Origin of the sequence: Streptomyces sp. MA5143a, assembly GCF_900290235.1 — a bacterium.
GTDB lineage: Bacteria > Actinomycetota > Actinomycetes > Streptomycetales > Streptomycetaceae > Streptomyces.
Genome location: NZ_OLMK01000009.1, coordinates 398,036 through 420,732 on the forward strand (window position 1 = coordinate 398,036; position 22,697 = coordinate 420,732).

At 74.2% G+C, this 22,697-nt stretch carries 16 protein-coding genes and 1 pseudogene; 11 read left to right on the forward strand and 6 right to left on the reverse strand.

Features of this window, described 5'->3' with window-relative positions; genetic code table 11:
• Positions 1–615, reverse strand: a complete 615-nt coding sequence (locus SMA5143A_RS04300) for a DedA family protein (RefSeq protein WP_107461545.1) — start codon at positions 613–615, stop codon at positions 1–3.
• A gap of 34 nt (positions 616–649) precedes the next feature.
• Positions 650–1,423: an MBL fold metallo-hydrolase gene (locus SMA5143A_RS04305; protein ID WP_107461547.1), complete on the reverse strand. Its 774-nt coding sequence runs from the start codon at positions 1,421–1,423 to the stop codon at positions 650–652.
• A 113-nt stretch (positions 1,424–1,536) separates the two neighbouring features.
• Here SMA5143A_RS04305 and SMA5143A_RS04310 point away from each other — a divergent pair, with 113 nt between their 5' ends.
• From SMA5143A_RS04310 to dnaK, 7 genes and pseudogenes are all read left to right on the forward strand, one after another.
• Entirely contained in the window at positions 1,537–1,992 is a 456-nt protein-coding gene (locus SMA5143A_RS04310; RefSeq protein ID WP_283946334.1) for a hypothetical protein, read from the forward strand.
• A 232-nt stretch (positions 1,993–2,224) separates the two neighbouring features.
• Positions 2,225–4,336, forward strand: coding sequence for a phage holin family protein (locus tag SMA5143A_RS04315; RefSeq protein WP_181361724.1), 2,112 nt, complete (start codon positions 2,225–2,227; stop codon positions 4,334–4,336).
• Between the two features lie 21 nt (positions 4,337–4,357).
• Positions 4,358–5,176: pseudogene (locus SMA5143A_RS04320) on the forward strand (vWA domain-containing protein); the annotation flags it as partial.
• A gap of 150 nt (positions 5,177–5,326) precedes the next feature.
• Positions 5,327–6,784 (forward strand): RNB domain-containing ribonuclease, encoded by a 1,458-nt coding sequence (locus SMA5143A_RS04325; RefSeq protein WP_181361717.1) that lies wholly within the window; start codon positions 5,327–5,329, stop codon positions 6,782–6,784.
• 213 nt (positions 6,785–6,997) lie between these two features.
• Entirely contained in the window at positions 6,998–7,426 is a 429-nt protein-coding gene (locus SMA5143A_RS04330) for an OsmC family protein (protein ID WP_055541002.1), read from the forward strand.
• A gap of 103 nt (positions 7,427–7,529) precedes the next feature.
• Complete coding sequence (locus tag SMA5143A_RS04335) at positions 7,530–10,271, forward strand: DUF3376 domain-containing protein (RefSeq protein WP_107461549.1); 2,742 nt, start codon at positions 7,530–7,532, stop codon at positions 10,269–10,271.
• A gap of 180 nt (positions 10,272–10,451) precedes the next feature.
• Positions 10,452–12,314: a molecular chaperone DnaK gene (gene dnaK / locus SMA5143A_RS04340; RefSeq protein ID WP_107461551.1), complete on the forward strand. Its 1,863-nt coding sequence runs from the start codon at positions 10,452–10,454 to the stop codon at positions 12,312–12,314.
• Between the two features lie 67 nt (positions 12,315–12,381).
• Here the strand turns inward: dnaK and SMA5143A_RS04345 are convergent, their stop codons facing one another.
• Positions 12,382–17,163 (reverse strand): hypothetical protein, encoded by a 4,782-nt coding sequence (locus tag SMA5143A_RS04345; protein ID WP_107461552.1) that lies wholly within the window; start codon positions 17,161–17,163, stop codon positions 12,382–12,384.
• A 107-nt stretch (positions 17,164–17,270) separates the two neighbouring features.
• Positions 17,271–18,134 (reverse strand): helix-turn-helix domain-containing protein, encoded by an 864-nt coding sequence (locus SMA5143A_RS04350; RefSeq protein WP_107461554.1) that lies wholly within the window; start codon positions 18,132–18,134, stop codon positions 17,271–17,273.
• Positions 18,135–18,532: 398 nt separating this feature from the next.
• On the opposite strand from SMA5143A_RS04350, the gene SMA5143A_RS04355 reads away from it, so the two are divergent.
• Positions 18,533–18,949, forward strand: coding sequence for a hypothetical protein (locus SMA5143A_RS04355; RefSeq protein WP_107461556.1), 417 nt, complete (start codon positions 18,533–18,535; stop codon positions 18,947–18,949).
• A 7-nt stretch (positions 18,950–18,956) separates the two neighbouring features.
• Here SMA5143A_RS04355 and SMA5143A_RS04360 read toward each other — a convergent pair whose 3' ends face one another.
• Positions 18,957–19,790, reverse strand: a complete 834-nt coding sequence (locus tag SMA5143A_RS04360) for a helix-turn-helix domain-containing protein (RefSeq protein WP_107461604.1) — start codon at positions 19,788–19,790, stop codon at positions 18,957–18,959.
• Here SMA5143A_RS04360 and SMA5143A_RS04365 point away from each other — a divergent pair.
• The 3 genes from SMA5143A_RS04365 to SMA5143A_RS04375 all read left to right on the forward strand — a co-directional run bounded on the left by SMA5143A_RS04365 (position 19,783) and on the right by SMA5143A_RS04375 (position 22,096).
• Positions 19,783–20,895, forward strand: coding sequence for an ADP-ribosylglycohydrolase family protein (locus tag SMA5143A_RS04365; RefSeq protein WP_107461557.1), 1,113 nt, complete (start codon positions 19,783–19,785; stop codon positions 20,893–20,895). The two genes, SMA5143A_RS04360 and SMA5143A_RS04365, sit on opposite strands and share 8 nt — an antisense overlap.
• A 150-nt stretch (positions 20,896–21,045) precedes the next feature.
• A complete protein-coding gene (locus SMA5143A_RS04370) occupies positions 21,046–21,351 on the forward strand; it encodes a 4a-hydroxytetrahydrobiopterin dehydratase (protein WP_107461559.1) in 306 nt (101 codons plus the stop codon).
• A gap of 4 nt (positions 21,352–21,355) precedes the next feature.
• Positions 21,356–22,096, forward strand: coding sequence for a class I SAM-dependent methyltransferase (locus tag SMA5143A_RS04375; protein WP_107461561.1), 741 nt, complete (start codon positions 21,356–21,358; stop codon positions 22,094–22,096).
• Between the two features lie 95 nt (positions 22,097–22,191).
• Here the strand turns inward: SMA5143A_RS04375 and SMA5143A_RS04380 are convergent, their stop codons facing one another.
• A complete protein-coding gene (locus SMA5143A_RS04380) occupies positions 22,192–22,671 on the reverse strand; it encodes a hypothetical protein (RefSeq protein ID WP_107461563.1) in 480 nt (159 codons plus the stop codon).
• Positions 22,672–22,697 lie beyond the last annotated feature (26 nt).

Sequence of the window (22,697 nt, forward strand, 5' to 3'; positions counted from 1 at the left end):
TCAGCGGACGAACCGTCGCCACAGGCTCGGCGCCACGCTGATCAGCAGCGTCAGCAGGACCGCCGCCAGCACCCCTTCCCAGGGCTCCGCGAACAGTGACCCCCCGAGGATCCCGATCAACTGGTACGTGACCGCCCACGCGAGGCACGCCGGCAGATTGCCCCGGGCGAACCGCCGCAACGGCATCTCCGCCAGCAGGCACGCCAGCATCACCGGGAGCCGGCCGGCCGGCACCAGCCGGGACAGCACCAGGACGGCCACCCCGTGCCCGTCGAGCTTCCGCTGGGCCTGGGCCAGCCGGTCCTCCGGTGCCCGGCGGCGGATCGCCTCCAGCCAGCGCGAACCGTTCTTCGAGCCCATACCGCGCCGCCCCAGCCAGTACAGGGCGATGTCCCCGAGGAACGCGGCCACCGACGCCACCACGAACACCATCAGCAGCGCGAACGGCGCCGTCTGGTGGAACGCCACCACGGCCGCCGAACTGACCAGCGCCCCCGTCGGCACCACCGGCAGCAGCGCCCCCGCCAGCACCAGCAGAAACAGCGTCGGATAGCCGATCGCCTGCTGCGTCGACTCGTAGGGCAGGGGAGTGGCCGCGACGGACAGCACTATCACCGGGCGCCCTCCGCGGCCCCGCTCGACCGGCGTCTCATTCCGCCACCCCCGGCCGTACGCTCTCCCCGTGCTCCAGCCGGTGCACGGCCACCTCGGGCGCGCGCAGCGCGGCGAGGCGTACGAACTCCGCACCGGGCGCGTGGAATTCATGGGGTCGCACGGCGTCCATCCCGATCGGCCAGTACGTGCCGTAGTGCACCGGGATCGCGCTGTGGGGCGCGAGCAGCGCGAGCGCCTCCGCCGCGCGCCCCGCATCGAGATGCCCCTCGCCGAGGCAGGGCCCCCAGCCGCCGACCGGCAGCAGCGCCACGTCGACCGGCCCGACCTCCTTGGGCATCGACTCGAACAGCCCGGTGTCCCCGGCGAAATAGGTCCGCGCCTCACCCTCGACGACGAACCCGAGCGCCGGTGAGCGGTGCGGCCCGACCGGCAGGCGCCGCCCGTCGTGGCGGGCGGGCACGGCACGGACGACCAGGTCACCGACGCCCACCTCGTCCCCGGGCGCCACCTCGCACAGCCGCAGATGCCGCAGCCCGCGCAGCCCCCGCACCTGGCGCGGCGCCCCGCGCGGCACCACCAGCCGGGTACCCGGCGCGAGCCGGGCCAGGGACGGGACATGCAGATGGTCGGCATGCAGATGGGACACCAGCGCCACGTCCGCGACCGCCGCCTCGGGCGGGGGCGGCGCCCCGCGGCGCCTGCGCAGATGCGCGAGCCGGCGCGTGAACAGCGGGTCGGTGAGCACGCGTGTGCCCGAGTCCTCCACCGTGCAGGTGGCATGACCCCACCAGGTGACCTCCACCGGCACTTCTTTCGCCTCCTTCGCGCTACTCCCCCGAGCCTACGGGCTGGAGTAGGGTCTCAGGCTCTGGACCCGGAGGTGAGGGGGACGCCGTGGGAGACAACAGTGACGCCTTCGCCCTGTCCTGCCAGGAGATACCCCGTGAGTGCCCAGGGCGGACGGCGGGACGCGGAGCGGTCGTGCGGGTCGCCGCCATCGCCAGCCTGACACCCCTGGAGGAGCTGGAGGCGGACCCCTTCCTGGTCGACTCCCGCAGCCAGCACGCCATGTGCGCCCGCTGGGCCGCCGAGCGCGGCTACGTGGTCACGCGCGAGCTGCTCGTACGCGGCCTGCGCCCCGACCACTGCGCCCTGTGGGCCGACGTCGACGCCGGCCATGTCGACCTCTTCGTCGCCCCCAGCCGACGCGTCCTCGAACGCGCCCTCGCCTCCGTCGACGACTTCACCGCCGAGTGCGCCCGCCGCGGTGTCCGCGTCGAGACCGTCGGCCGCGCCGAACCCGCCTACGACGCCCAGATGAAGGCCAGCGTCCACCGCCGACTGTCGATGCCGACAGCGGGCTACGACGGCCGCTGACCGCCCAGCCGCGCTCCATGCCCACCGGCCGCCGGTGCGGCCGGCTCCACCCCGCCGAGGGCCGCGCCCGGCCCCTGCCCCCCCCGGGTGCCCCGTCCCTGCCTCCGTGCCACCCCTCGGTACCACCCCGGCTCCCCGGCCCTTGTGACAGGCTGGGCGCAGGAACGGGACGTGAGGGTGGCCGGACGTGGGCGGTGAGCGTTGGCGGAGGGTGCTGAGCGGGTTCTGGCGGATGCTGGCCGTATGGGCGGTGTCGACGCTGACGATGCTGGTGCTCGCGGGCGCCCTGCCCGACTTCCGGCTCCAGGCCGGCACCGGCGAGAGCTCCACCCAGATCGCCGTCACCGCCGCCCTCGGCGCGGGGGTCTTCGGTCTGCTGTCCTCCCTCGTGTGGCCGCTGCTCGTAAGGGCGTTGCTGCTGGTGCCCGCCCTCGTCCTCGGCCTGCTCGTCTTCTTCCTCAACGGCTCGCTGCTCCTCATCGCCCTGTGGATCAACCCCTCCGGTCAGGGTGAGGCCGCGCCCGAGACCGCCGTGGTCGTGGCCGCCGTGATGTCCGCGGTCGCCTCCGCCACCGGCGGCGCCCTCGCCGTACGCGACGACGACGCCTACCGGCGCCGGCTGTACCGGCTGGCCGACCGCCGCCGCAGACACGCCGACGGGCCGCCCGGCCCCGTCGGACCCGGCACCGTCTTCCTCCAACTCGACGGCGTCGGCCACGACGTGCTGGAGGCGGCCGCCGCGAAGGGCCTGATGCCGACCGTCGCCGCCTGGCTCGGCGCGCCCGCGCCCGGCACCGGGCACGTCCGCGCCACCCACCGGCTCACCCCGTGGCGCACCGACTGGTCCAGCCAGACCGGCGCCAGCCAACTCGGCATCCTGCACGGCAGCAACCACGACGTGCCCGCCTTCCGCTGGTACGAGAAGGAGAGCCGGGAGGTGATGGTCTGCAACCGCCCCTCCAGCGCCGCCGAACTCCAGCGCCGCGCCATCGAGCGCACCGGCGACGGGGGCCTGCTCACCGTCGACGGCGCGAGCCGCGGCAACCTCTTCAGCGGCGGCGCCGACCAGCTCGCGCTCGTCCTGTCCATCGCGGCCCGCCGCGGCAAGCGGAACCGGTCCCGCGCCGGGTACTTCGCCTACTTCTCCGACCCCGCCAACGCGGTCCGCACCGCCATGTCCTTCGCCGCCGACGTCTTGCGCGAGATCGGCCAGTCCACCCGCGCCCGCCTTCGCGAACAGCGGCCCCGCGTCAAACGCGGCGGCCTCTACCCGTTCATCCGCGCGTTCGCGACCGTCGTCGAACGCGATGTGGTCGTCGCCGCCGTCATCGGCGACATGTTCGCGGGACGCGCCGCGATCTACGCGGACCTCGTCGCCTACGACGAGGTCGCCCACCACTCCGGGCCCCACAGCCGGGACGCGGAGAGGATCCTCGAACGACTCGACCGCTCCATCGCGTTGATCGCGCAGGTCGCCGAACACGCCCCCCGCGCCTACCGCATCGTCCTGCTCTCCGACCACGGGCAGAGCCCCGGCGAGACCTTCCTCGGCCGGTACGGCCTCACCCTCGGCAACCTGGTCCGCGCCGGCTGCGGTCTGCCCGTGCCGCGCAGGGCGGAGCGCACCCACAGCGGCGCCGAGGCCCGCTCGGCGGTCCGGGCCGCGCTGCGCATCCCCGTCGAGGAGGGCGTCGAGGAGCACCGCCCGGCCCCCCGCTCCGAGCCGGTCGTGCTCGCCTCCGGCAACCTCGGCCTGGTGTCCTTCCCCGACGTGCCGCACCGGATGAGCCGGGAGGAGATCGACGCCCGCCACCCCGCCCTGCTGTCCACCCTCGCCAACCACCCCGGCGTCGGCTTCGTCCTCGTCCGCAGCGACGAGCACGGCGGCCTCGTCCTCGGCGCGCACGGCGAGGAGACCCCCGTCGACGAACTGAGCGACGACCGTCCCGGACCGCTGGCCGACTTCGGCCCCGGCGCCGCCGACGCCGTACGCCGCACCCACGGCTTCCCGCACACCGCCGACATCATGGTCAACTCCTGGTACGACCCCGAGGAGGGCGAGGTCCTCGCCTTCGAGGAACAGATCGGCTCCCACGGCGGCCTCGGCGGCTGCCAGTCCCGCCCCTTCCTCCTCTCCCCCCTGGCCCTGTCCGCACCCGTGGAGGAGAACGAGGAGCTGGTCGGAGCGGAACACGTCCACCGGGTCCTCAGACGTTGGCTGAGAGAGGCGGACGGCCCGCAGATACCGGTGGGGGCGCAGGCGCCCCGTAGGGGCGCGGGGAACCGCGCGACCAGCCTCGACGAACCCGCACCCGCCAACCCACAGGACCCGGCAGACGCATAGGCACCCGGCACGGCCCCCTGACTGCTGTACGACCCCGCGCTGAAGGGCCTGTCCGCCGAGGAGGTCTACGACCGCATCGCGGGCGACCTGCGCCGCAAGCGCCGACTGTCCACCCTGCGCGGCAAGGGCACGGGCGACATCCTGAGCGGCCCGCTCGGCACCCCCGGCGACTACGTCGACCTCGACGAGTTCTACCGGCGGGGCCTCGGCCGGGGCCTGGACCTGCACCAGCGGCAGGAGCGCGGGTACCTGCCGGGCGGCCTGGTCGAGGAGATCCGCGCCCTCACCCACCCGCCCCTGCCGTGGGACGCTCGACTGGCCCGCTGGTTCGACGAGTTCGTGCCCCGCCCCGAGCCCGTACGCAGCTACGCCCGCCCCTCGCGCCGCCAGTCCGCCACCCCCGACATCCCCCGCGCGGGACGGTACTTCCCGCCCGAGGAGGTCGCCCGCTGCACCTTCGGCGTCGTCCTCGACACCTCCGGCTCCATGAACCGGGTCCTGCTCGGCAAGGCCCTCGGCGCCATCGCCTCCTACGCCGAGGCCCGCGACGTACCGGCCGCACGGGTCGTCTTCTGCGACACGGCCCCGCACGACGCGGGCTACGTCCCGGTCACGGAGATCGCCGGGCGCGTCCGCGTCCACGGGCGCGGCGGCACCGTACTCCAGCCCGGCATCGACCTGTTGCAGCGGGCCGACGACTTCCCGCCCGGCGCGCCCCTCCTCGTCATCACCGACGGCTGGTGCGACCCGCTGCGCGTACGCCGGGAGCACGCCTATCTGATCCCGCAGGGCGCCCGCCTGCCGTTCACCGCCCGCGGCCCGGTGTTCCGCGTGCGGTGACCGGAACCGAAGGGGGCCACACGGTGAAGCAGGACCGCGCGGACGTGCGGGCGGAAGGCGACGACGCCCGTGCCGCTTCCCCGTGCGCCGCCTCCCCCACCCGGACCCGCTCACCGAGCCCGTCCGTGACCGCCGTCCTACGCTCGGGGCATGAGACGCCGCCCGATGCACATGTCCGACGAGGCCCTGGACACCCTGCGCGCGGGGCTGGTGGAACTTCGGACGGAGCTGAAGGTCCCCCTCGCCTTCCCCAAGCGCGTACTCAGAGCGGCCGACAAGGCCGCGGGCGAGCCGATCCTGCCCGACAAGGACGCCAGGCACCTGCCGCTCTTCACGATCGACCCGCCGACCTCGAAGGACCTCGACCAGGCCATGCACCTGGAGCGGCGGCCCGGCGGCGGCTACCGCGTGTACTACGCGATCGCGGACGTGGCGGCCTTCGTCAAGCCCGGCGGCCCGCTGGACGTCGAGGCGCACGACCGGATCGAGACGCTGTACTTCCCCGACCTCAAGGTGCCGCTGCACCCACCCGTCCTCTCGGAGGACGCGGCCAGTCTGCTGCCGCGCGAGAACCGCCCCGCCCTGCTGTGGCGGCACGACCTCGATGCCCTCGGCAACCTGACCGACTCGACCGTGAGCCGGGCCCTGGTCCGCAGCCAGGCCCAGCTCGACTACGCGACTGCCCAGCAGAAGCTCGAGAACGGCACGGCCGGGGAGTCCCTCCTCCTGCTGCGCGAGATCGGCAAGCTGCGGGAGGCCGTCGAGGTCGCGCGCGGCGGCATCTCGGTGAACCTGCCGGACCAGGAGGTCACGGTCAAGGACGGATCGTTCCGGCTGGGCTACACGGCGACGCTTCCGGTGGAGGGCTGGAACGAGCAGATCTCCCTCATGACCGGCATGGCCGCGGCCCGGATCATGCTCGACACCGGTACCGGGATCCTGCGGACCCAGAAGGAACAGGCCGACCAGAACGTGGTCAAGCGCCTGCACGACATCGCGAAGGCCCTGGGAATCGTCTGGCGGCCCGGTACCTCGTACGCGACGCTGGTCCGCTCGCTCGATCCCGACCGCCAGACCCACATGGCCTTCCTCAACGAGGCCACCAGCACGATGCTCAAGGCAGCGGAGTACACCGTCTTCCGCGACAACCAGAAGCCGGCGCACACGACGCACGCGGCGATCGCGGCCCCGTACACCCATTGCACGGCTCCGCTGCGGCGCCTGGTCGACCGGTACACCGGTGAGCTGTGCGTGGCGGCGTGCGCGGACAAGGCCCCGCCGACCTGGGTGCTCGACGCCCTGCACTGCCTCCCGTGCGACATGGCACGGGGAAAGAGCGGCCTGGCGGACCGGCAGACCGTGGACCTGGCCGAGGCCGCGGTGCTCATGCATCGCGTGGGCGAGGTGTTCGACGCCGCGGTCATCGACACCGACGCCGAGTGGGGCAGACCACGCGAGGGCAGGGTGTTCCTGGCCGACCCCGCCGTGCTGGCCAAGGTCGAGTCGACCAACGGCCTGGACCTCCAGCTCGGATCCAGCGTCAGGGCCACGCTCCAACGGGCGAACCCCTCCGCGGACGGGGACAAGGTCCTCTTCACCGTGCCCTAGAGCCGTCCGCGTGCGGACCAACCTTGCCGTGCCTCAGAGGACTTGGGAAGGTCCGACCACGTCCGGGACAGTACGGCCTCCCCGGGACGAACGTCAGGCGAACGATCGGTCGACCGCGGCGGGAGACCGTCCCGTCGGCTGGGTGCGAGGCGGCTCGGTGTGATCGGATGGGTCCGACCCCGTTGGAACGGGACCCACGTGAAAGGAAGAACCGTGGCTACCACGCGCTCCGCACACACCGTATGGGAAGGCAACCTGCTCGAGGGCAACGGTGTCGTCACCTTCGACTCGTCCGGCGCCATCGCCGAGCAGCCGGTGACGTGGGCCGCTCGCACGCAGGAGGCGAACGGCAAGACCAGCCCCGAGGAGCTGATCGCCGCCGCCCACTCCAGCTGCTTCTCGATGGCGTTCTCGCACGCCCTCGCCGGCGCCGGCACGCCGCCCACCAAGCTCGTCACCTCCGCCGACGTGACGTTCCAGCCCGGTGAGGGCATCACCGGCATCCACATCACCGTCGAGGGCGAGGTACCCGGTCTCGACGAGGCGGGCTTCGTCGCGGCGGCCGAGAACGCCAAGGTGAACTGCCCCGTCAGCCAGGCCCTGAAGGCCGTGCCGATCACCCTGTCGGCCAAGCTGGCCTGACCCGCGGCCCCACGGCGGCCGGACCGGTCGCCCCCTCGGGGGCGATGGTCCGGCCGTCGGCGTCCCGGATGCGCGAGTCGTCGGGGGCGAGCACATTGGGTGCATGAGTGACGACGGACAGTCATCGGTGCCCGACGCGGAGCTGAGAATCGCCGTCGCCTTCACCGGCGGCCTCAGCCTCGCCGTCTGGATGGGCGGCGTGGCCCGAGAGCTGAACCTCCTGACGACCGCCGCGCGCGCCGACGCGTCCGGTACGCCCGCCGGGCTCGTGCGCGCCCGCTACAAGCGGCTGCTCGACCTGCTGCGACTCGACGTCAGCGTCGACGTGCTCTCCGGCACCAGCGCCGGCGGCATCAACGCGGCCCTCCTGGGCCTCGCCACCGTACGCGGCTGCGACCTGGGCGGACTGCGGTCGCTGTGGCTGGACGAGGGCGGGCTCGGCACCCTCCTGCGCGATCTGGACGAGCCGCGGCCGCCGTCCCTCCTCCGGGGCGAGGAAAGGCTGCTGCGTGGTCTGGAGACGGGGCTGAAGACGGTCTTCGACGACCAAGTGAAGGGCCTCGACCGAGAGAAGGGCCTCGACCGAGAGAAGGGCCTCGACGGGGAGAAGGGCCTCGACGGGGAGAAGGGCCTCGACACCGGCGGGGACGCGACGCCGGGGCTCGCCCCCTCGCCACGCTCCGACAGCGACCCCGACCCCACCCAAGTCTTCATCACCACCACCTTCCTCGGCGGCATGCCGCACCCCTTCCGGGACGACTACGGCAGCACTGTCCACGACCGTGACCATCGGGGGCTGTTCCGGTTCACCGCCGATGCCCTCCGGCGCCGCGAGACGATCGGGGCACTGGCCCGGGCGGCCCGGTCCAGCGCCTCCTACCCGGTGGCCTTCGAACCCACGTTCATTCCCGTCGGCGAGCCCACCCACCGGCGCCCCGACATGAGCCCCCACCTGGTCCGGCCGCCCGCCACGCAGTTCTGCGCCGACGGGGGCCTGCTGGCCAACCGGCCGATCGGGCCCGCCCTCCAGGCGGTCTTCGACCGTCCGGCGACCCGCCAGGTCCGCCGGGTGCTGGCCTACGTCGTCCCGTCCGCCGACGGCGCCGCCGAGCCGACCGTCCCACCGCCCCTGCCCGACGACGTGCCGTCGCTGGGGCCCGTGCTGCTGAAGGTCTTCGGCGTCGTCACCTCTCAGAGCATCAGCGCCGAACTGAGCGCCCTGGCCGCGCACAACGAGCGGGTCAGGAGCCGACTGCGGGCGGAGACCCGGTTGGCCCGGATGGCGGTTCGGGGCGCCGACCTCGGCGACGAGGAGCTGCGCCAAGAACACCGTGGGAAGCACATCCGGTCGCTGGCCCGGGCCGTCGCCGAGGAGACCCTGGGCCAGATGATCGCCTGCGGCGCCGGCCCCGACGACCGCCCGGTCGGGTTCGGCCCCGACCTGGACAGGCTCACCGCCGGTGCGGTCACCGTGATCGAGAGCGCTGCTCCGCCCCCGGAGGCCCTCCCCGAGGGCGCGGCCGTCTTCGACGCGCTGGCCCGCTTCGGACGGCCGCTGCTCGACGGGGGCAAGGCCACCGTGCTGCGGCTGCTGCGGGAGAGCGCCGCGCAGGCACCGGCCGACATCCGTACGGCCCTGGAGGAACAGGTCGGGAAGGTGCACGCCGCGATGCCGCAGCGCAGCGCCCCCGACCTGCGGGGCGCGGTACGGCCGGTCGTCGAGGCGGTGCTCGGTCGCGTCCCCCCGGACGACGATCCGGTGGGCACCGTGATCCGGTCGCCCGGCTGGGGCGACGCGATCACCGGCCAACTGCCCGCCGCGGGGGAACTGCCGGCGCTGGCGGACGCCTGGCGGACGATGGCGGGCGCGGTCCTCGACACCCGGCGGCTCTTTCCCGGCGACGGGCGGGGCGAGAACGACCAGGACGCGGAGTGGCCGGTTCTTCTGGCGTATCTGGTCGGCGACCGCACCGGGGTCCGGCCCGAGGGCGAGCCGGGCGATCCGCCGGCGCCCGACGCCGTCGCGCGGCGGCTGTTCGACCTCCTCGCCGCCCAGCGGGTGATCTTCCCGGACGAGCAGGCCGCCAGACAGCGCGTGGAACTGATCCAGATGAGCGCCGACACCCGAACCCTGCTCGACGACCGCCAGACCGCCGCACAGAAGCTCACCGGGTTGCAGCTCCATCACTTCGGGGCGTTCTTCAAGCGGTCCTGGCGGGCCAACGACTGGATGTGGGGACGGCTGGACGGCGCCGGCTGGCTGGTCCACGTCCTGCTGTCCCCGCAGCGCCTGAAGCAGCTCGCGGACGAGGGCGTGCCCGTGGGGAAGCGGCTCAGGGAGATCGCCGGCACCGACGCGCCCCGCGGAGTCCTCACCGCCGGGCCCGGTGGTGAGCCCGCCGAGCTGGCCTTCCTGACGGCCGACGTCGCGCCGGGGCTGCCCGCGAGTCTGCCCCAGACGTCGATGTGGGTGGCGCTCGGCCTCCAGCGGCTGATCGCGGCGGAGGAACTGCCGTGTGTCGCCGAGCAGGCCGAGGCGGACCAGAAGGCGGGCGGCGCCCTGGCCGCGGCCGACTTCCTCCAGCGCTTCCGGCGGCGCTACCCCGACCCCCGGCAGCCGGTCGACCCGGACACCGTCGACGAGTTCCTGCGCGCCTGCCGGATCTCGGAGGAGACCTTCCGGCGGGAGAAGGACAGCAGGCTGTTGAAGCACACGGTGTCGCACGCCGCCGTGGTGACGGCCAACGCCGTCCGCGCGACGGTCGACCGGTGGTCCTGGCGCCTGCTCTTCGGCGGTGTGAGCCGGGCGCTGCGCCTGGCGCACGCGGTGCGCAGACGCATCTAGCCCGCACCCGGCCGCACCGGCCAGGCCCCGTGCCCCGGCGGAGCACGCCCCCCGTGCCCCATTGACAAGAGCCCACTCAAGTTTTGTGCTGGTGGTGGGAGCCATGGGTCGGCGGGCAGGCGTGCGGGCGCGGGAGCCACGGGCGCGACCCGGGCGGAACCTTGCGGGAAGGGGACGACGATGGGGCGTGCGGTCGGAATCGATCTCGGGACGACGAACTCGGTGGTGGCCGTGCTGGAAGGTGGCGACCCGACCGTCGTCACGAACGCGGAGGGCCAGCGGACCACCCCCTCCGTGGTGGCCTTCGCCAAGAACGGCGAGGTCCTCGTGGGTGAGGTCGCCAAGCGGCAGGCCGTGACGAACGTGGAGCGCACCGCGCGCTCCGTCAAACGCCACATGGGCGACGGGGGCTGGCGCTTCCCCGAGCAGGGCTCCGTGGACGGCACCCGCCTCAGGGCCCAGGAACTGTCGGCCCGAGTGCTGCAGAAGCTGAAGCGGGACGCCGAGGCATACCTGGGCGACGACGTCACCGACGCGGTGATCACCGTCCCGGCGTACTTCGACGACGCCCAGCGGCAGGCCACCAAGGAGGCCGGGGAGATCGCCGGTCTCAAGGTCCTGCGGATCATCAACGAGCCCACGGCCGCGGCCCTCGCGTACGGCCTCGACCGGGGCGAGGAGCAGACCGTCCTCGTCTTCGACCTGGGCGGTGGCACCTTCGACGTCTCGCTGCTGGAGATCGGCGACGGCGTCATCGAGGTCAAGGCCACCAACGGGGACACGCGTCTCGGCGGCGACGACTGGGACCAGCGGGTCGTCGAGTACCTCGTCAAGGGGTTCAAGGGCCGGCACGGCGTCGACCTCGGCAACGACAAGATGGCGCTCCAACGGCTCCGGGAGGGCGCCGAGAAGGCCAAGATCGAACTGTCCAGCTCCTCCGAGACGTCCATCAACCTCCCGTACGTCACCGCCTCCGCCGAGGGGCCGCTGCATCTGGAGGAGCGGCTGACGCGCGCCCAGTTCCAGGAGCTGACGGCCGATCTGCTGGACCGCTGCAAGACGCCGTTCCACCAGGCCGTGAAGGACGCCGGGGTGAAGCTCTCCGCGATCGACCACGTCATCCTCGTCGGCGGCTCGACACGGATGCCCGCCGTGACCGAGCTGGTGAAGGAACTCACCGGGAAGGACCCGCACAAGGGCGTGAACCCCGACGAGGTGGTGGCCGTGGGCGCCGCGCTCCAGGCGGGTGTCCTCCGCGGCGACGTGAAGGACGTCCTGCTGCTCGACGTCACCCCGCTGTCGCTGGGGATCGAGACCAAGGGCGGCATCATGACCAGGCTGATCGAGCGGAACACCACCATCCCGACCCGGCGTTCGGAGATCTTCACCACGGCCGCCGACAACCAGCCCTCGGTCGGCATCCAGGTCTACCAGGGGGAACGGGAGATCGCCGCCTACAACAAGAAGCTCGGCGTCTTCGACCTCACCGGCCTTCCGCCGTCGCCGCGCGGGGTGCCGCAGATCGAGGTGGCGTTCGACATCGACGCCGACGGGATCATGCACGTCTCGGCGAAGGACCTGGCCACCGGACGCGAACAGAAGATGACCGTCACCGGTGGTTCCGCGCTGCCCAAGGACGACATCGACCGGATGATGCGGGAGGCCGAACAGTACGCGGAGGAGGACCGGCGGCGCCGGGAGGCCGCGGAGACCCGCAACCAGGCGGAGCAACTCGTCTACCAGACCGAGCGGTTCATCCGAGACAACGAGGAACGGGTACCGGCCGACACCCGCGGCGAGGTCGAGGCCGCAGCGGCCGAGCTGAAGCAGCTCCTCGACCACCCCGAGGACACGGCCGCCCTCCGGGCCGGCATCGACAAACTCGCCACGGTCAGTCAGCGCATGGGCCAGGCGATGTACGCGACGGCCTCCGGGGCGCGGACCGAGGAACCCCGCCCCGGCCCGGACCCCGCCGACGAGGACGGCGTCGTGGACGCGGAGATCGTCGACGACGACAAGCACACGAAGGGGGGCACGGCCTGACGGAACGGTCGGCCCCGTGCCGCGCGGCCCGCCCCTTGCGCGGCCCCCCGTCACGAGGCGGCGGCGCTCAGCCGCCGACCGTGCCGCCCCGCTCCGACGTGTCGCCGCCTCGTTCCCGGTCCCAGGCCGCCGCGAACATCTCGTGCAGGGGCGTCGGCGGCAGGATGCGGCCGAAGAGGGAGACGAGCTGGTTGCCCCACAGCGGGCGCACCCCGTACGCGTGCAGCTTCACGGTTTCGAGGGGCAGATGAGGGGCCTTCAGCTCGGTCCAGCCCCCGGGCAGGAACAGGGACCGGCCGGCGCGCGCCCGCTTGGCCGCGACGACCGCGCCGGTGCCGAGCAGTTCCTCCCGGACCTGCGCGTGCCGCTTGGTCGACCAGCCGTTCCACCGTCGTACGTCCCGGTCGGTGGGCGCGGCCAGCGTGGCCAGCTGGAGGTACAACGCGGCGGCGTCCGCGCCGACCGCGAGTTCCCTCGACGCACGTGCGACCAGCTCCGGGCAGGACCGACGTGGATCCGCCTCGTACGCCCCGGCCGGAACCGCTCCCGAGGACGACCGGTCCCTCATTCGCTCCAGGCCGCCCCCCACCAGCAGGGGCGCCACCCGGTCCAGAGCCTCGGCCAGGCCGGTGATCCCCCTCACCCGCCGCCACACGCCCGGGTCGGCGACCTCGCACGGGCGCAGGAACGCGTCCCCGCCGGGCGCGCACACGACGAGGGGGCCGGAGTCGTAGGCGGTCACCGGGACCGGGCCCTCCGCCTTGCGCCGGTCCGCCGCCACCGGCAGCCGCTCGGGACCGAACCGCTCCGCGATGCGCGCCGGGGTGTCCTCGACCCGGCCGCCGGGCAGCGCCAGCAGCAGGTCCGGCCGGTCCAGTTCGGCCCGCAGCCGCTCGTACAGGGCCCGCGCGCCCGCCACGGCCGGATCACCGACGGGCCGGTCCGTCCAGGCCCACACCAGAGCGGCGCAGGCGCTCCGGACGTCGAGGCCCACCGGGGTGCCGTAGGGCAGCTCGGTCTCCGCCGACACGGCCCGCACCTCCACGCCATGGCCGTACGGGGTCGCCGCCAGCTCCCAGCCCGCCGCCTCCACGGTCGTGTCCGCCGCTGCCTCGTAGCCACCCGCGAGCCGCCGGGCCCAGACCTCGGACAGGCCCGGCCCGGCCTCCAGGGCGTCGGCGGCCTCGTCGTGCACGACGGGCTCGGCCCCCATGCGTTCCCGCCACACCTCTGCCATCCGCTCCGCGGCCGCCTCGACACCGCCGGGCCGCCACAGCTCGGTCGGGTCGTCGGGCAGAGCGGCCGTCAGAACCGCCCGGCCTCCCTCGGCCCCGAGCCGCTTCCGCAGCCCGTCGTAGGACTCGGCGGTGAACGGGGAGGCCCGGTAGGGGGCCTTCCGCACCAGGGCACGGTCCTCCTCGCGGTCGGGCCGGCCGACCAGACCGGCGACGACGAGCCGGGCGACGGCCCTCCGTACGCCCGTCAGATCGGCGAAGCGCGCGGCCGCCGCCTCGGTCACCGGAACCGGGCCGTGCGCCTCGACAGCCGTGACCAGGGCACGCATCCGGGCGGCGTCGTCCCGCCGTACCCGGACGTGGCGTGCCCCCGGGACCGCCGCGCCCACCGGGTCGTCGTGCGGATCGTCGGCGGCGGCCGCCACGAACCAGCACTCCCGCCCGTTGGCGCGACAGGTCCCCGAAGCCACCGCGATCCCGCGCTCACGCAGGCCGTCCAGGACCTCCGCCGGGGCGCGGCCCACCCACCACCGGCCGCCGGCGCGGGCGAACGGCTGGTCGGCCCACGTGTCGAGCAGCGCCACCAGGGCGGCTCGTGCCGTGTCCGGGGTGGGTGCCACCGCGGCCCGCCAGGCCACCGCGTCGATCGCCCCCATCAGTTGCGACCAGTCCCGCGGCGGTGCCGGGGGCGAGAGCCGTCGTACCTCCTCCGGGATGGTCCCCGCCAGGCAGGCGCCGTCCGCGGCCAGCGCGCTCAGCGTCGCCGGCAGGGCGATGCCGGGGCTGCTCCGCCGCGGCTCCCGACCGCCGTCCGCGACCAGTCCGAACAGCGCGGGCAGCAGCGCGGTGTCCGGCGCTGACCGGCGCGGCGGTGCCGGCGGCGCCTGCGCGAGCAGGGTGACCCTCCGGTGCAGGGCGAGCCTGCGCTCCTCCACCCGGGCGGCCCGCTCGGCGACCGCGACGACCGCCTGGACCAGCACCGGGTCGGTGACGCCGGGCAACTCCCGCGCCACGGCGGCGCGCAGTGCCGCCCCGTCGGTGCGGGCGGCCGTCAGCAACACCTGCGCCGTCTCCCGCCCGACGGACCGCAGGACCCGGGACCCGGCCTCGTCCCGGGTGCGCAGCAGGTACCAGAAGGCGGGTGGCGGGGCCACCCCGCCCGAGACGGTGGCCGCCCGGGTCCGCCGCCCTCGCGGATGCCTCGGTGAGCGATGTCCGTCCACCTCCCACAGCAGGGTCCCGTCGGCGCTGTACGCGCGCACCCCTGTCCTGGTCTCCGCCTCGGCGAGGACCACGTCCTGCGCCGCACCCCCCGGTGGCGCCCACAGGCCCCACGGCTCCTGGCCGGGCCGGTCGATGTCGAACCTGGCCGTGCGCCCGTCCACACTCTCCACCAGGTAGTGGTCGGGCGCGTGATCGCGGTGCCGGGTGCGGAACAGCACCCGCGTCCCGACCAGCCCGTCCCGGCTGCCCAGCGGCGAGTCGGCCGAGGAGGCGGGCAGCGGTGCCAGCTGGAGGGCCTCGACGGCCAGGGACATGCCTGCCTCGGACGGCTCCGTGCCCGGAGCGGAGCCCGGCGCGCGACCGGGGAAGTCCGGCAGCGCGACCTCCCCGCGGGGCTCCCCGGTGACCCCGTCCACCACCTCCCAGGGCCGTCCCCCGAAGACGGCGTTGGTCCAGATCCGGGCACCGTCCCCGAGCTGTAGCTCGTCGCGGTCGATCCCCTCCCGGCCGCCCGGCCGCAGCACCCGCCGGCCACCGTGCCGCCCGCCCCCGTCGGCGGTCTCGAACTGGAAGCCGTACGCCCCGTCCAGGCTGCCGCCGAAGGGCACCAGACCGCCCACCTCGTCCGGTGCGAACGGCTCGTGGGGCCGGTCGGCCCAGACGGCGGTGTCGCAGTGGTACGGGTCCCGGGCGAGGGTCCAGCTCACCAGGAAGGAGCCGCCCACGTAGTGGACGGCGAACATGGTCGCCTCGTCGGGCACGGTGAACCGGCAGGACCCCCGTACCCCGTCCGGGGCGACGGCGACCGCGCGGTCCCGCCCGAACACCGTCAGCACCGGCCATGTGGCGGTCACGCCCAGCACCCCCGGCAGGGCCTCGCCCGCCGCCTGCTCCGGCCCCTGACGGGGCTCGTCGCGGTCGAACTCCGCGTACACCGACTCCAGGGCCGGCCAGGCCAGTTCCTCCGGCAGACCGGCCCTCAGCGAGCGCCGCAGCGCACCGGCCGCGCCCGCCCCGGCGAGGGCGTCGGAGATGCCGTCGAGGGCCGCCACCGTGGGCCGGTCGAGGAGTACCTCCAGCTCGGCCACCGCTTCCTCGGCCCCCGCCATCCCGCCGCCCGCCACGGTGTCCACGAGCCTGCCCACCCGCCCGGCGACCTCGTGGGCGATGCCCTCGACCCCCGGCAGCAGCGTCACCGCCGATCCGGCCCGGCGGCGGCCTGCCGGTGACCGGCCGGGCACCAGGTGCGCGTGCACGGTGCCCTCCAGCCGCGGACCGAACACCGGGTCGGCGGCCAGTGCCGCCAGGTCCCGCCGGGACCGCTCGCCCCAGAACCGCATCCGGATCTCCGGGCCGGGGTCGACGACGGCGACCCCGGCCGCCAGACAGGCGTCGAGCACGTCCGCGTCGAAGCCCTGGTAGTGGTACCGGGTGCTGTGCAGGGTCACCGGGCCGCCCTCCGCCCGCAGCCGCGGCCCCAACCGGCCCACCAGGTCGAGGAATTCCACCGGGAGCGGCTGACGCGCGACCCCGCCGCCGGACTGCTCCGCGTACTGGTACATGTGCGTGAAGTGGCCCACCCAGTGGTGCGGTCCGCCCTCGGGCACCACCCGACCGGATGCCATGGCCTCCGTCGCCCCGCAGCCGATCAGCAGGCGCAGCCAGGCCCCGCCGTCGGTGACGCCCTGCGGGAAGATCTCCACCAGTCCGGAGGCGATCGTGTCCGTCGGCGGATGGGCCGTCAGGATCGGTTCGGCGGCGGCCAGCAGCGAGTCCGGCACCGTCTTCTTCCGTGCGACGGACAGGATCGCGCCGACCGCGCGGGCCACGTCGTCGTCCCCGTGCCCCGCCGCCTTGGCGGACGCCCGAACCCGCCGCACCAGATCCGCCGGCAGGTCCGCCGGCGAGTTCGCCCACGCGAGCAGGAAGTCCTCCAGCGCGGTGTGCGCGTCCGCCGGCGGGAATGTCTCGGCGAGGAACCGCTGGTGGGCGCCGAACTCCTTGGCCGGCATGACCCCGCCCGCCGCGAACAGCAGCGCGTTGGCCCGGCGGTAGCCGGGATCCACCGGCAGTCCGTGCTCCGCCTCGGCCGCCCGAGCGGCCGCGTAGGCCCTCCCGCCGGGCCTGCTGCCGTAGCCGATGAGCCGGTGGCCCACGGTGTCCCAGAACCACGGCAGATGCGCCGGCGGCAACCGCCGTGCGCGCGCCGCCATCGCGTCGACGAACCGGCCGGGCTTGGTCCAGGTACGGCCGAGTTGGGTGCGCATGTCCTCGATCGACTCACGTGCGGCCGCGGCGGCCGCGGGGTCGTGGGCGGCGGCCCAGTCGGCGTACGTGGTCGAGGCGTGCGGACCCGTCGTCGGCAGCAGCGACTCCAGAGAGGCGATCATGCCGGGATCGTCGCACGACCCACTGACAGGCCCGCCGTCGGAGCGGTCCACGCGCTGCCGGGCCCGGTCGTCCCTCCGCCGCCGGCCCGGATCGCCCGTGGACGGGCTCAGTACCTGTCGCGGTAGCGCCGCAGGATCTCACGGGTGCGCTCCGCGGAGGCCGCGTGCGCGGCCATGTGGTCGAGGACCTCCAGATGGAGGGCGACCTCACGGCGCGAGTCGAGGTAGAGGGCGCCGGTGAGGTACTCCGTGTAGACCATGTCGGGCAGTTCCGGCTCCGCGAAGCGGAAGAGGGCGAACGGGGCGTACGTGCCCGGATGGGGGCCGGCGGCGAACTCGGCGACCTGGAGGGTCACATGGTCCTTCTCGGTGATGTCCAGCAGCCGGTCGATCTGGTCGCGCATGACCTGGGAGCGGACGCTCACCGGCCGTCCGAGCGCCGTCTCCTCCATGATCACCCACAGGTGCGGCGGGTGCTCGCGGGTGAGGAGCTTCTGCCGGGCCATACGCAGCGACACATGCCGTTCGATGGTGTCGGGGCCGGTCTGCCCGAGGGTCCCCGCCTCCATCACGGCCCGCGCGTACTCCTCGGTCTGGAGCATCCCGGGCACGAAGTGCGGCTCGTACTGCCGGATCAGATGGGCCGCGCCCTCCAGGCTCACGTACAGGCTGAACCAGTCGGGCAGCACATCGTGGTACCGCTGCCACCAGCCGGGTTTGTTCGCCTCCTCGGCGAGCTTCACGAACGAGGCGACCTCGTGCTCGGCGACGCCGTACGTGGTGAGCAGGACCTGTACGTACGGGATCTTCAGCGCGACGTCGGCGGTCTCCATGCGCCGTACGGTGGCCGGCGCGACCCGCAGGACGCGCGCGGCCTCCTCGCGCTTGAGCCCGGCGGCCTCGCGCAGTTCCTGGAGCCGTCTGCCGAGCACCACCTGACCGACGGTGGGCGCGGGCCGCCGCTCACTCACGCCACGCCTCCCCACGCGCCGAAGTACGCGTCCAAGTCTGTCATGTTCCGGTGCACATCTCATGAGGTCGAGCGGAACGGGAAGCCCCCGGTTCCGGTTCGACCACGACGACGCCGTGGCGGAACACGCCACGGCGACACCGAAGAGTAAAGGACGCATCCGCAGAGTGAGCAACGGTTCCCCAGCGTGACATCCGTCATGGCCCCTCGAACCCGCCCGCCCGGCCCCATGACCTCCGAGGTAATCGACCGCCGCGCCCCGTACGCGGCAAGGTGAGGGCAGCGGGTTCCGGGCCGGCGCACTCCGGCCCGGGGCCCGGCCCCGGCGGTCCGTACGGCCGTCCCCGGCCGACCCGCTTCCCAGCCGACCGACTCCACCTCGACGGAGGGTGATGCCCCATGTCCGCGACCCCGCTCGCCGCTCTCGCCCGGACCACCGACCCCCGGACCATGCTGCGCCGCTTCCTGGCCGCGGACGCCGCCGTGACCGGGGTGAACGGGCTCGCCTACCTCCTCGCCGCCGGGCCGCTCGGCCGGTTCCTCGGGGTCGGGCCGGGTCTGCTCGCCGCGCTCGGCGCGTTCCTGACGGTGTACGCGGCGGGCGTGGGCCTGCTCGCCGCGCGCGGGCGTCCGCCGGCGCGGCTCGTGCACGTGGTCGTCGAGGCGAACCTGGCCTGGGCCCTCCTCAGCCTCGTCGCCCTCGCCCTGTGGCTCACGCCGAGCACGGCGGGCGCGGTGTGGACGGTGCTCCAGGCGCTGACGGTCGCCGGGTTCGCGGCGGCGCAGTACACCGCCCTGCGGGCGAGCGGTGACTGACCGGGCGTCACACGGCCAGTGACTGGAGGTACTCGACCGTCGCCGGGTCGGCCGGGAGGAACGTCTCGATGGCCAGCTCGGCCACGGTCACGTCCATGGGCGTGTTGAACGTGGAGATCGAGGAGATGAAGGACAGCACCCGGCCCGCGTGCTCGATGCGCATCGGCAGCGCGAAGGACACCCCCGGCTCCTCCTCGGGCTCCTCGTCCGCCGTGCCGGGCGGCAGCGGATACGCCGCGACCTCCTCGTACAGGGCGCGCAGCGGCTCCGAGCGGCGCAGGGCGATCTGGCGTTCCATCTGCTCCAGCAGATGACCGCGCCAGGCCCGCAGATTGCGGATGCGGGGTGCCAGGCCCTCCGGGTGGAGGACCAGCCGCATCGCGTTCGACGGCGGCACCAGCAGCGACTCGGGGACGCCGTCCAGCAGCATCGCGATGCCCCGGTTGGCGGCCACCACGTGGTACGTCGCGTCGAGCACCAGCGCCGGGTACGGCTCATAGCCCTGGATCAGGCGCTCCACGCCCTCGCGGAGGGCCGCCATCGACGGGTCGTCCAGCGGGGTCTGCGGAAAGCGGGGCGCGTAACCGGCGGCCAGGAGCAGCGCGTTGCGGTCCCGTACGGGCACGTCCAGGTGCTCGGCGAGCCGCAGCAGCAGCTCCTCGCTGGGCCGCGAGCGACCGGTCTCCACGAAGCTGATGTGCCGCGCCGACGAACCGGCCCGCAGCGCCAACTCCAGCTGGCTGACCCTCCGTTGTTCCCGCCATGCGCGCAGCAGCGGGCCGGCGCCCCGGTGGGGAGGGGCGCCGGGACGACTCGTGGTGCCGGACGGGACAATGGTCATACGTCAGAACGTAGCCGAGGCGATCGAGGAGTGGCGCGTGTACGACCCGTGGAACCCGTCCTGGGAGGCGACGGCGGTGTACCGGGCGCGGGTGCGGGGATGCCTGCTGGGCGGGGCGGTCGGCGACGCGCTCGGCTACCCCGTCGAGTTCGCCTCGCTGGCCGTCATCCGCTCCGCACACGGCGACCGAGGGGTGACCGGCCTCGTCCCGGACGTGGACGGCGCGGTCGGACGGATCAGCGACGACACCCAGATGACCCTCTTCACCGTCGAGGGACTGCGGCAGGCACACGAGCGGGCCCGGCTCAAGGGCATCGACGGCGCCTGGCCCCAGCTCGTCCGGGAGGCCTACGGCCGCTGGCTCGACACCCAGCGGCAGCCCGGCCCCGATCCGCGCGTGACCTCGGGGCTCGCCGCGCTGCCCTGGCTGTACGCCCGCCGCGCCCCCGGCAACGCCTGTCTGTCCGGCCTCGCCCAGGTCCACCACCCTGACCCGGCCACCCCCCTGGGGCGCCCCGGGCCCGTCAACCCCGACTCCAAGGGCTGCGGCACCGTCATGCGCTCCGCCCCCTTCGGGCTGGCCCGCGTCCCGGCCGGGGCCGCGTTCGACATGGCCGCCCGCTGCGCCCGGATGACGCACGGGCACCCCACCGGCGGGTACGCGGCGGGCGCGCTCGCCGCGATCGTCGCCCACCTGGTCGCCGACGAGTCGCTGGAGGGTGCCGTCCTGCGCACCCTGCGGCTGCTGTCCCGCCACCCCGGACACGAGGAGACCAGCACGGCCCTGAACCGTGCCCTCGACCTGGCCGCCGAGGGCGCCCCCACGGCCGAGAAGGTCGAGTCGCTCGGGCAGGGCTGGGTCGCCGAGGAGGCCCTCGCCATGGGCGTCTACTGCGCCCTCGCCACCCACAGCGTCAGCGAGGCCCTCCTCCTCGCCGTCAACCACTCCGGCGACAGCGACTCCACCGGCTCCATCTGCGGCAACCTCCTCGGCGCCCACTACGGCGACCACGGCCTGCCGCACGACTGGCTGGCCGCGACCGAGGGCCGCGCCGACATCACCGTCCTGGCGGACGACTTCGCGACGGAGAGCGTACGGAAGTGACGGCCCGGTCCCCTCGGCGCGCGTCCCCGCGACGAGCGCGGCGCCCCGCTCGGGGACCGCGTGCGCCGTGACCAGGACCGCGGCGGTCCCGCTGTGGCACGCTGAGAGGGACCGCACGTCATGGAGGGGACGTCACGGAAGGAGCGGGCCATGCCCGTCGAACCCTTGTCGCAGAAGGAGATCGGGGACCGGATCGCGGAACTGCCGGGCTGGTCGCTGGACGGCGACCGGATCGCCCGCACCTACCGGCTGGCCTCGCACTTCGCGGCGACCGCGATGGTCGTGCACATCGCCCGCACCCAGGAGGAGCTCGACCACCACTCCGACCTCACCCTCGGCTACAACACCGTCTCGCTGACCGTCCACACGCACAGCGCGGGTGGCGCCCTCACCGAGAAGGACTTCGAACTGGCCCGGCGGGTGGAGGAGCTCGCCCCCGGCCACGGGGCGAGCTGAGCCGGTGCTCGACTACGACAAGGAGGCGGACGACTACGACGCCCTGCGCGGCGGCGAACCCCGTGCCGAGGCCGCCGCCGACGCCGTACTCGGACTCGTCCCCCGGGGCGCGCGCAGCCTGCTCGACGTCGCCTGCGGCACCGGCATCGTGACCCGGCGGTTCGCCGCCGCCCGCCCCGGGACGCGGGTGACGGGCGTCGACCTCACGACCGCGATGGCGCGCCGGGCCGCCGCCCGCCTCCCCGGTGCGATCGTCCTCGGCGACAGTCGTCGACTCCCCTTCCCCGACGACGCGTTCGACGCCGTCACCAGTGTGTGGCTCCTCCATTTGCTCGCGGACCCGGACGACGTTCGAAGGGTCGTCGGTGAGTGCGCCCGTGTGCTGCGTCCGGGCGGTGTGTACATCACCACCGTCGACAAGGGGGCCGCCCACAACGTCGGCAGCGACATCGACGCCGTCCTCGCCACCCGCCCCCGCAGCCCCGCCACGGACACCGCGGCGGCCGTGGAGAAGCATGCCGACGAGCACGGGCTGCGCCCCGCCGGCGAGGCCCGCTTCCCGGGCCGCGGCCAGGGCCGGAGCCCCCGCCGCGCCCTCAGGGACCTGCGCCGCGGCTGGTTCGTCACGCTCCCGCCCGGCGATCCCCTCGCCGACGACTTCGCCGTACGCCTCGCGGCCCTCCCCGACCAGGACCGGCCCCGCCCGGACCCGGAGTTCTCGCTCCGGGCGTTCCGCAAGAGATGACCCGGGGCGGCGGTCAGGTCACCGCCGGCCGCCGGAACTCCATGGTCCAGTCGGCCTGCCGGCTCTGCCAGGTCTGCCCGCCGTCGAGCGAGCGCTCATGCCCGGCCCCCGGTGGTCCCGGCGGGCAGGGAATCAGTCAAGTAGGCCTCCAGGTCGGGGAGTCGGGGGGCGAGCATATGGCGCACCCACGCGTCGCGTTCGTGCGCGATCGGCGGCAGCTCCCAGACGCAGCCGATCCACGGCCGCCCCGTGGCCACGAAGTGCGCGGGATCGCGGTCGGGGCAGCCGAGGACGGGCTGGCCCGCCGCCGCGCCCCCGAAGTGCAGGACGTTGTCCCACACCCAGCTGTACGCGTTGAGGTAGGCCCCGTCGTCCCCGCCCCGGTGCAGCACGACGAAGGTCACGGGCGGTGTCCCGTCCGGCTCCGGCAGCAGCTCGGGAAGGACCGCGTACGCGGCCTTCTCGACCTCGGGCGCGATGCCGGCCGGGTCCGCGGTGACGTGGTAGCGCTTGATGTGCCGGCCGGCCACCTCGACGGGCGGCGGCACGGTCAGCAGTTTCTCGCTGAAGGACATGACGCGACGCTAGGACCGCTTCCCTG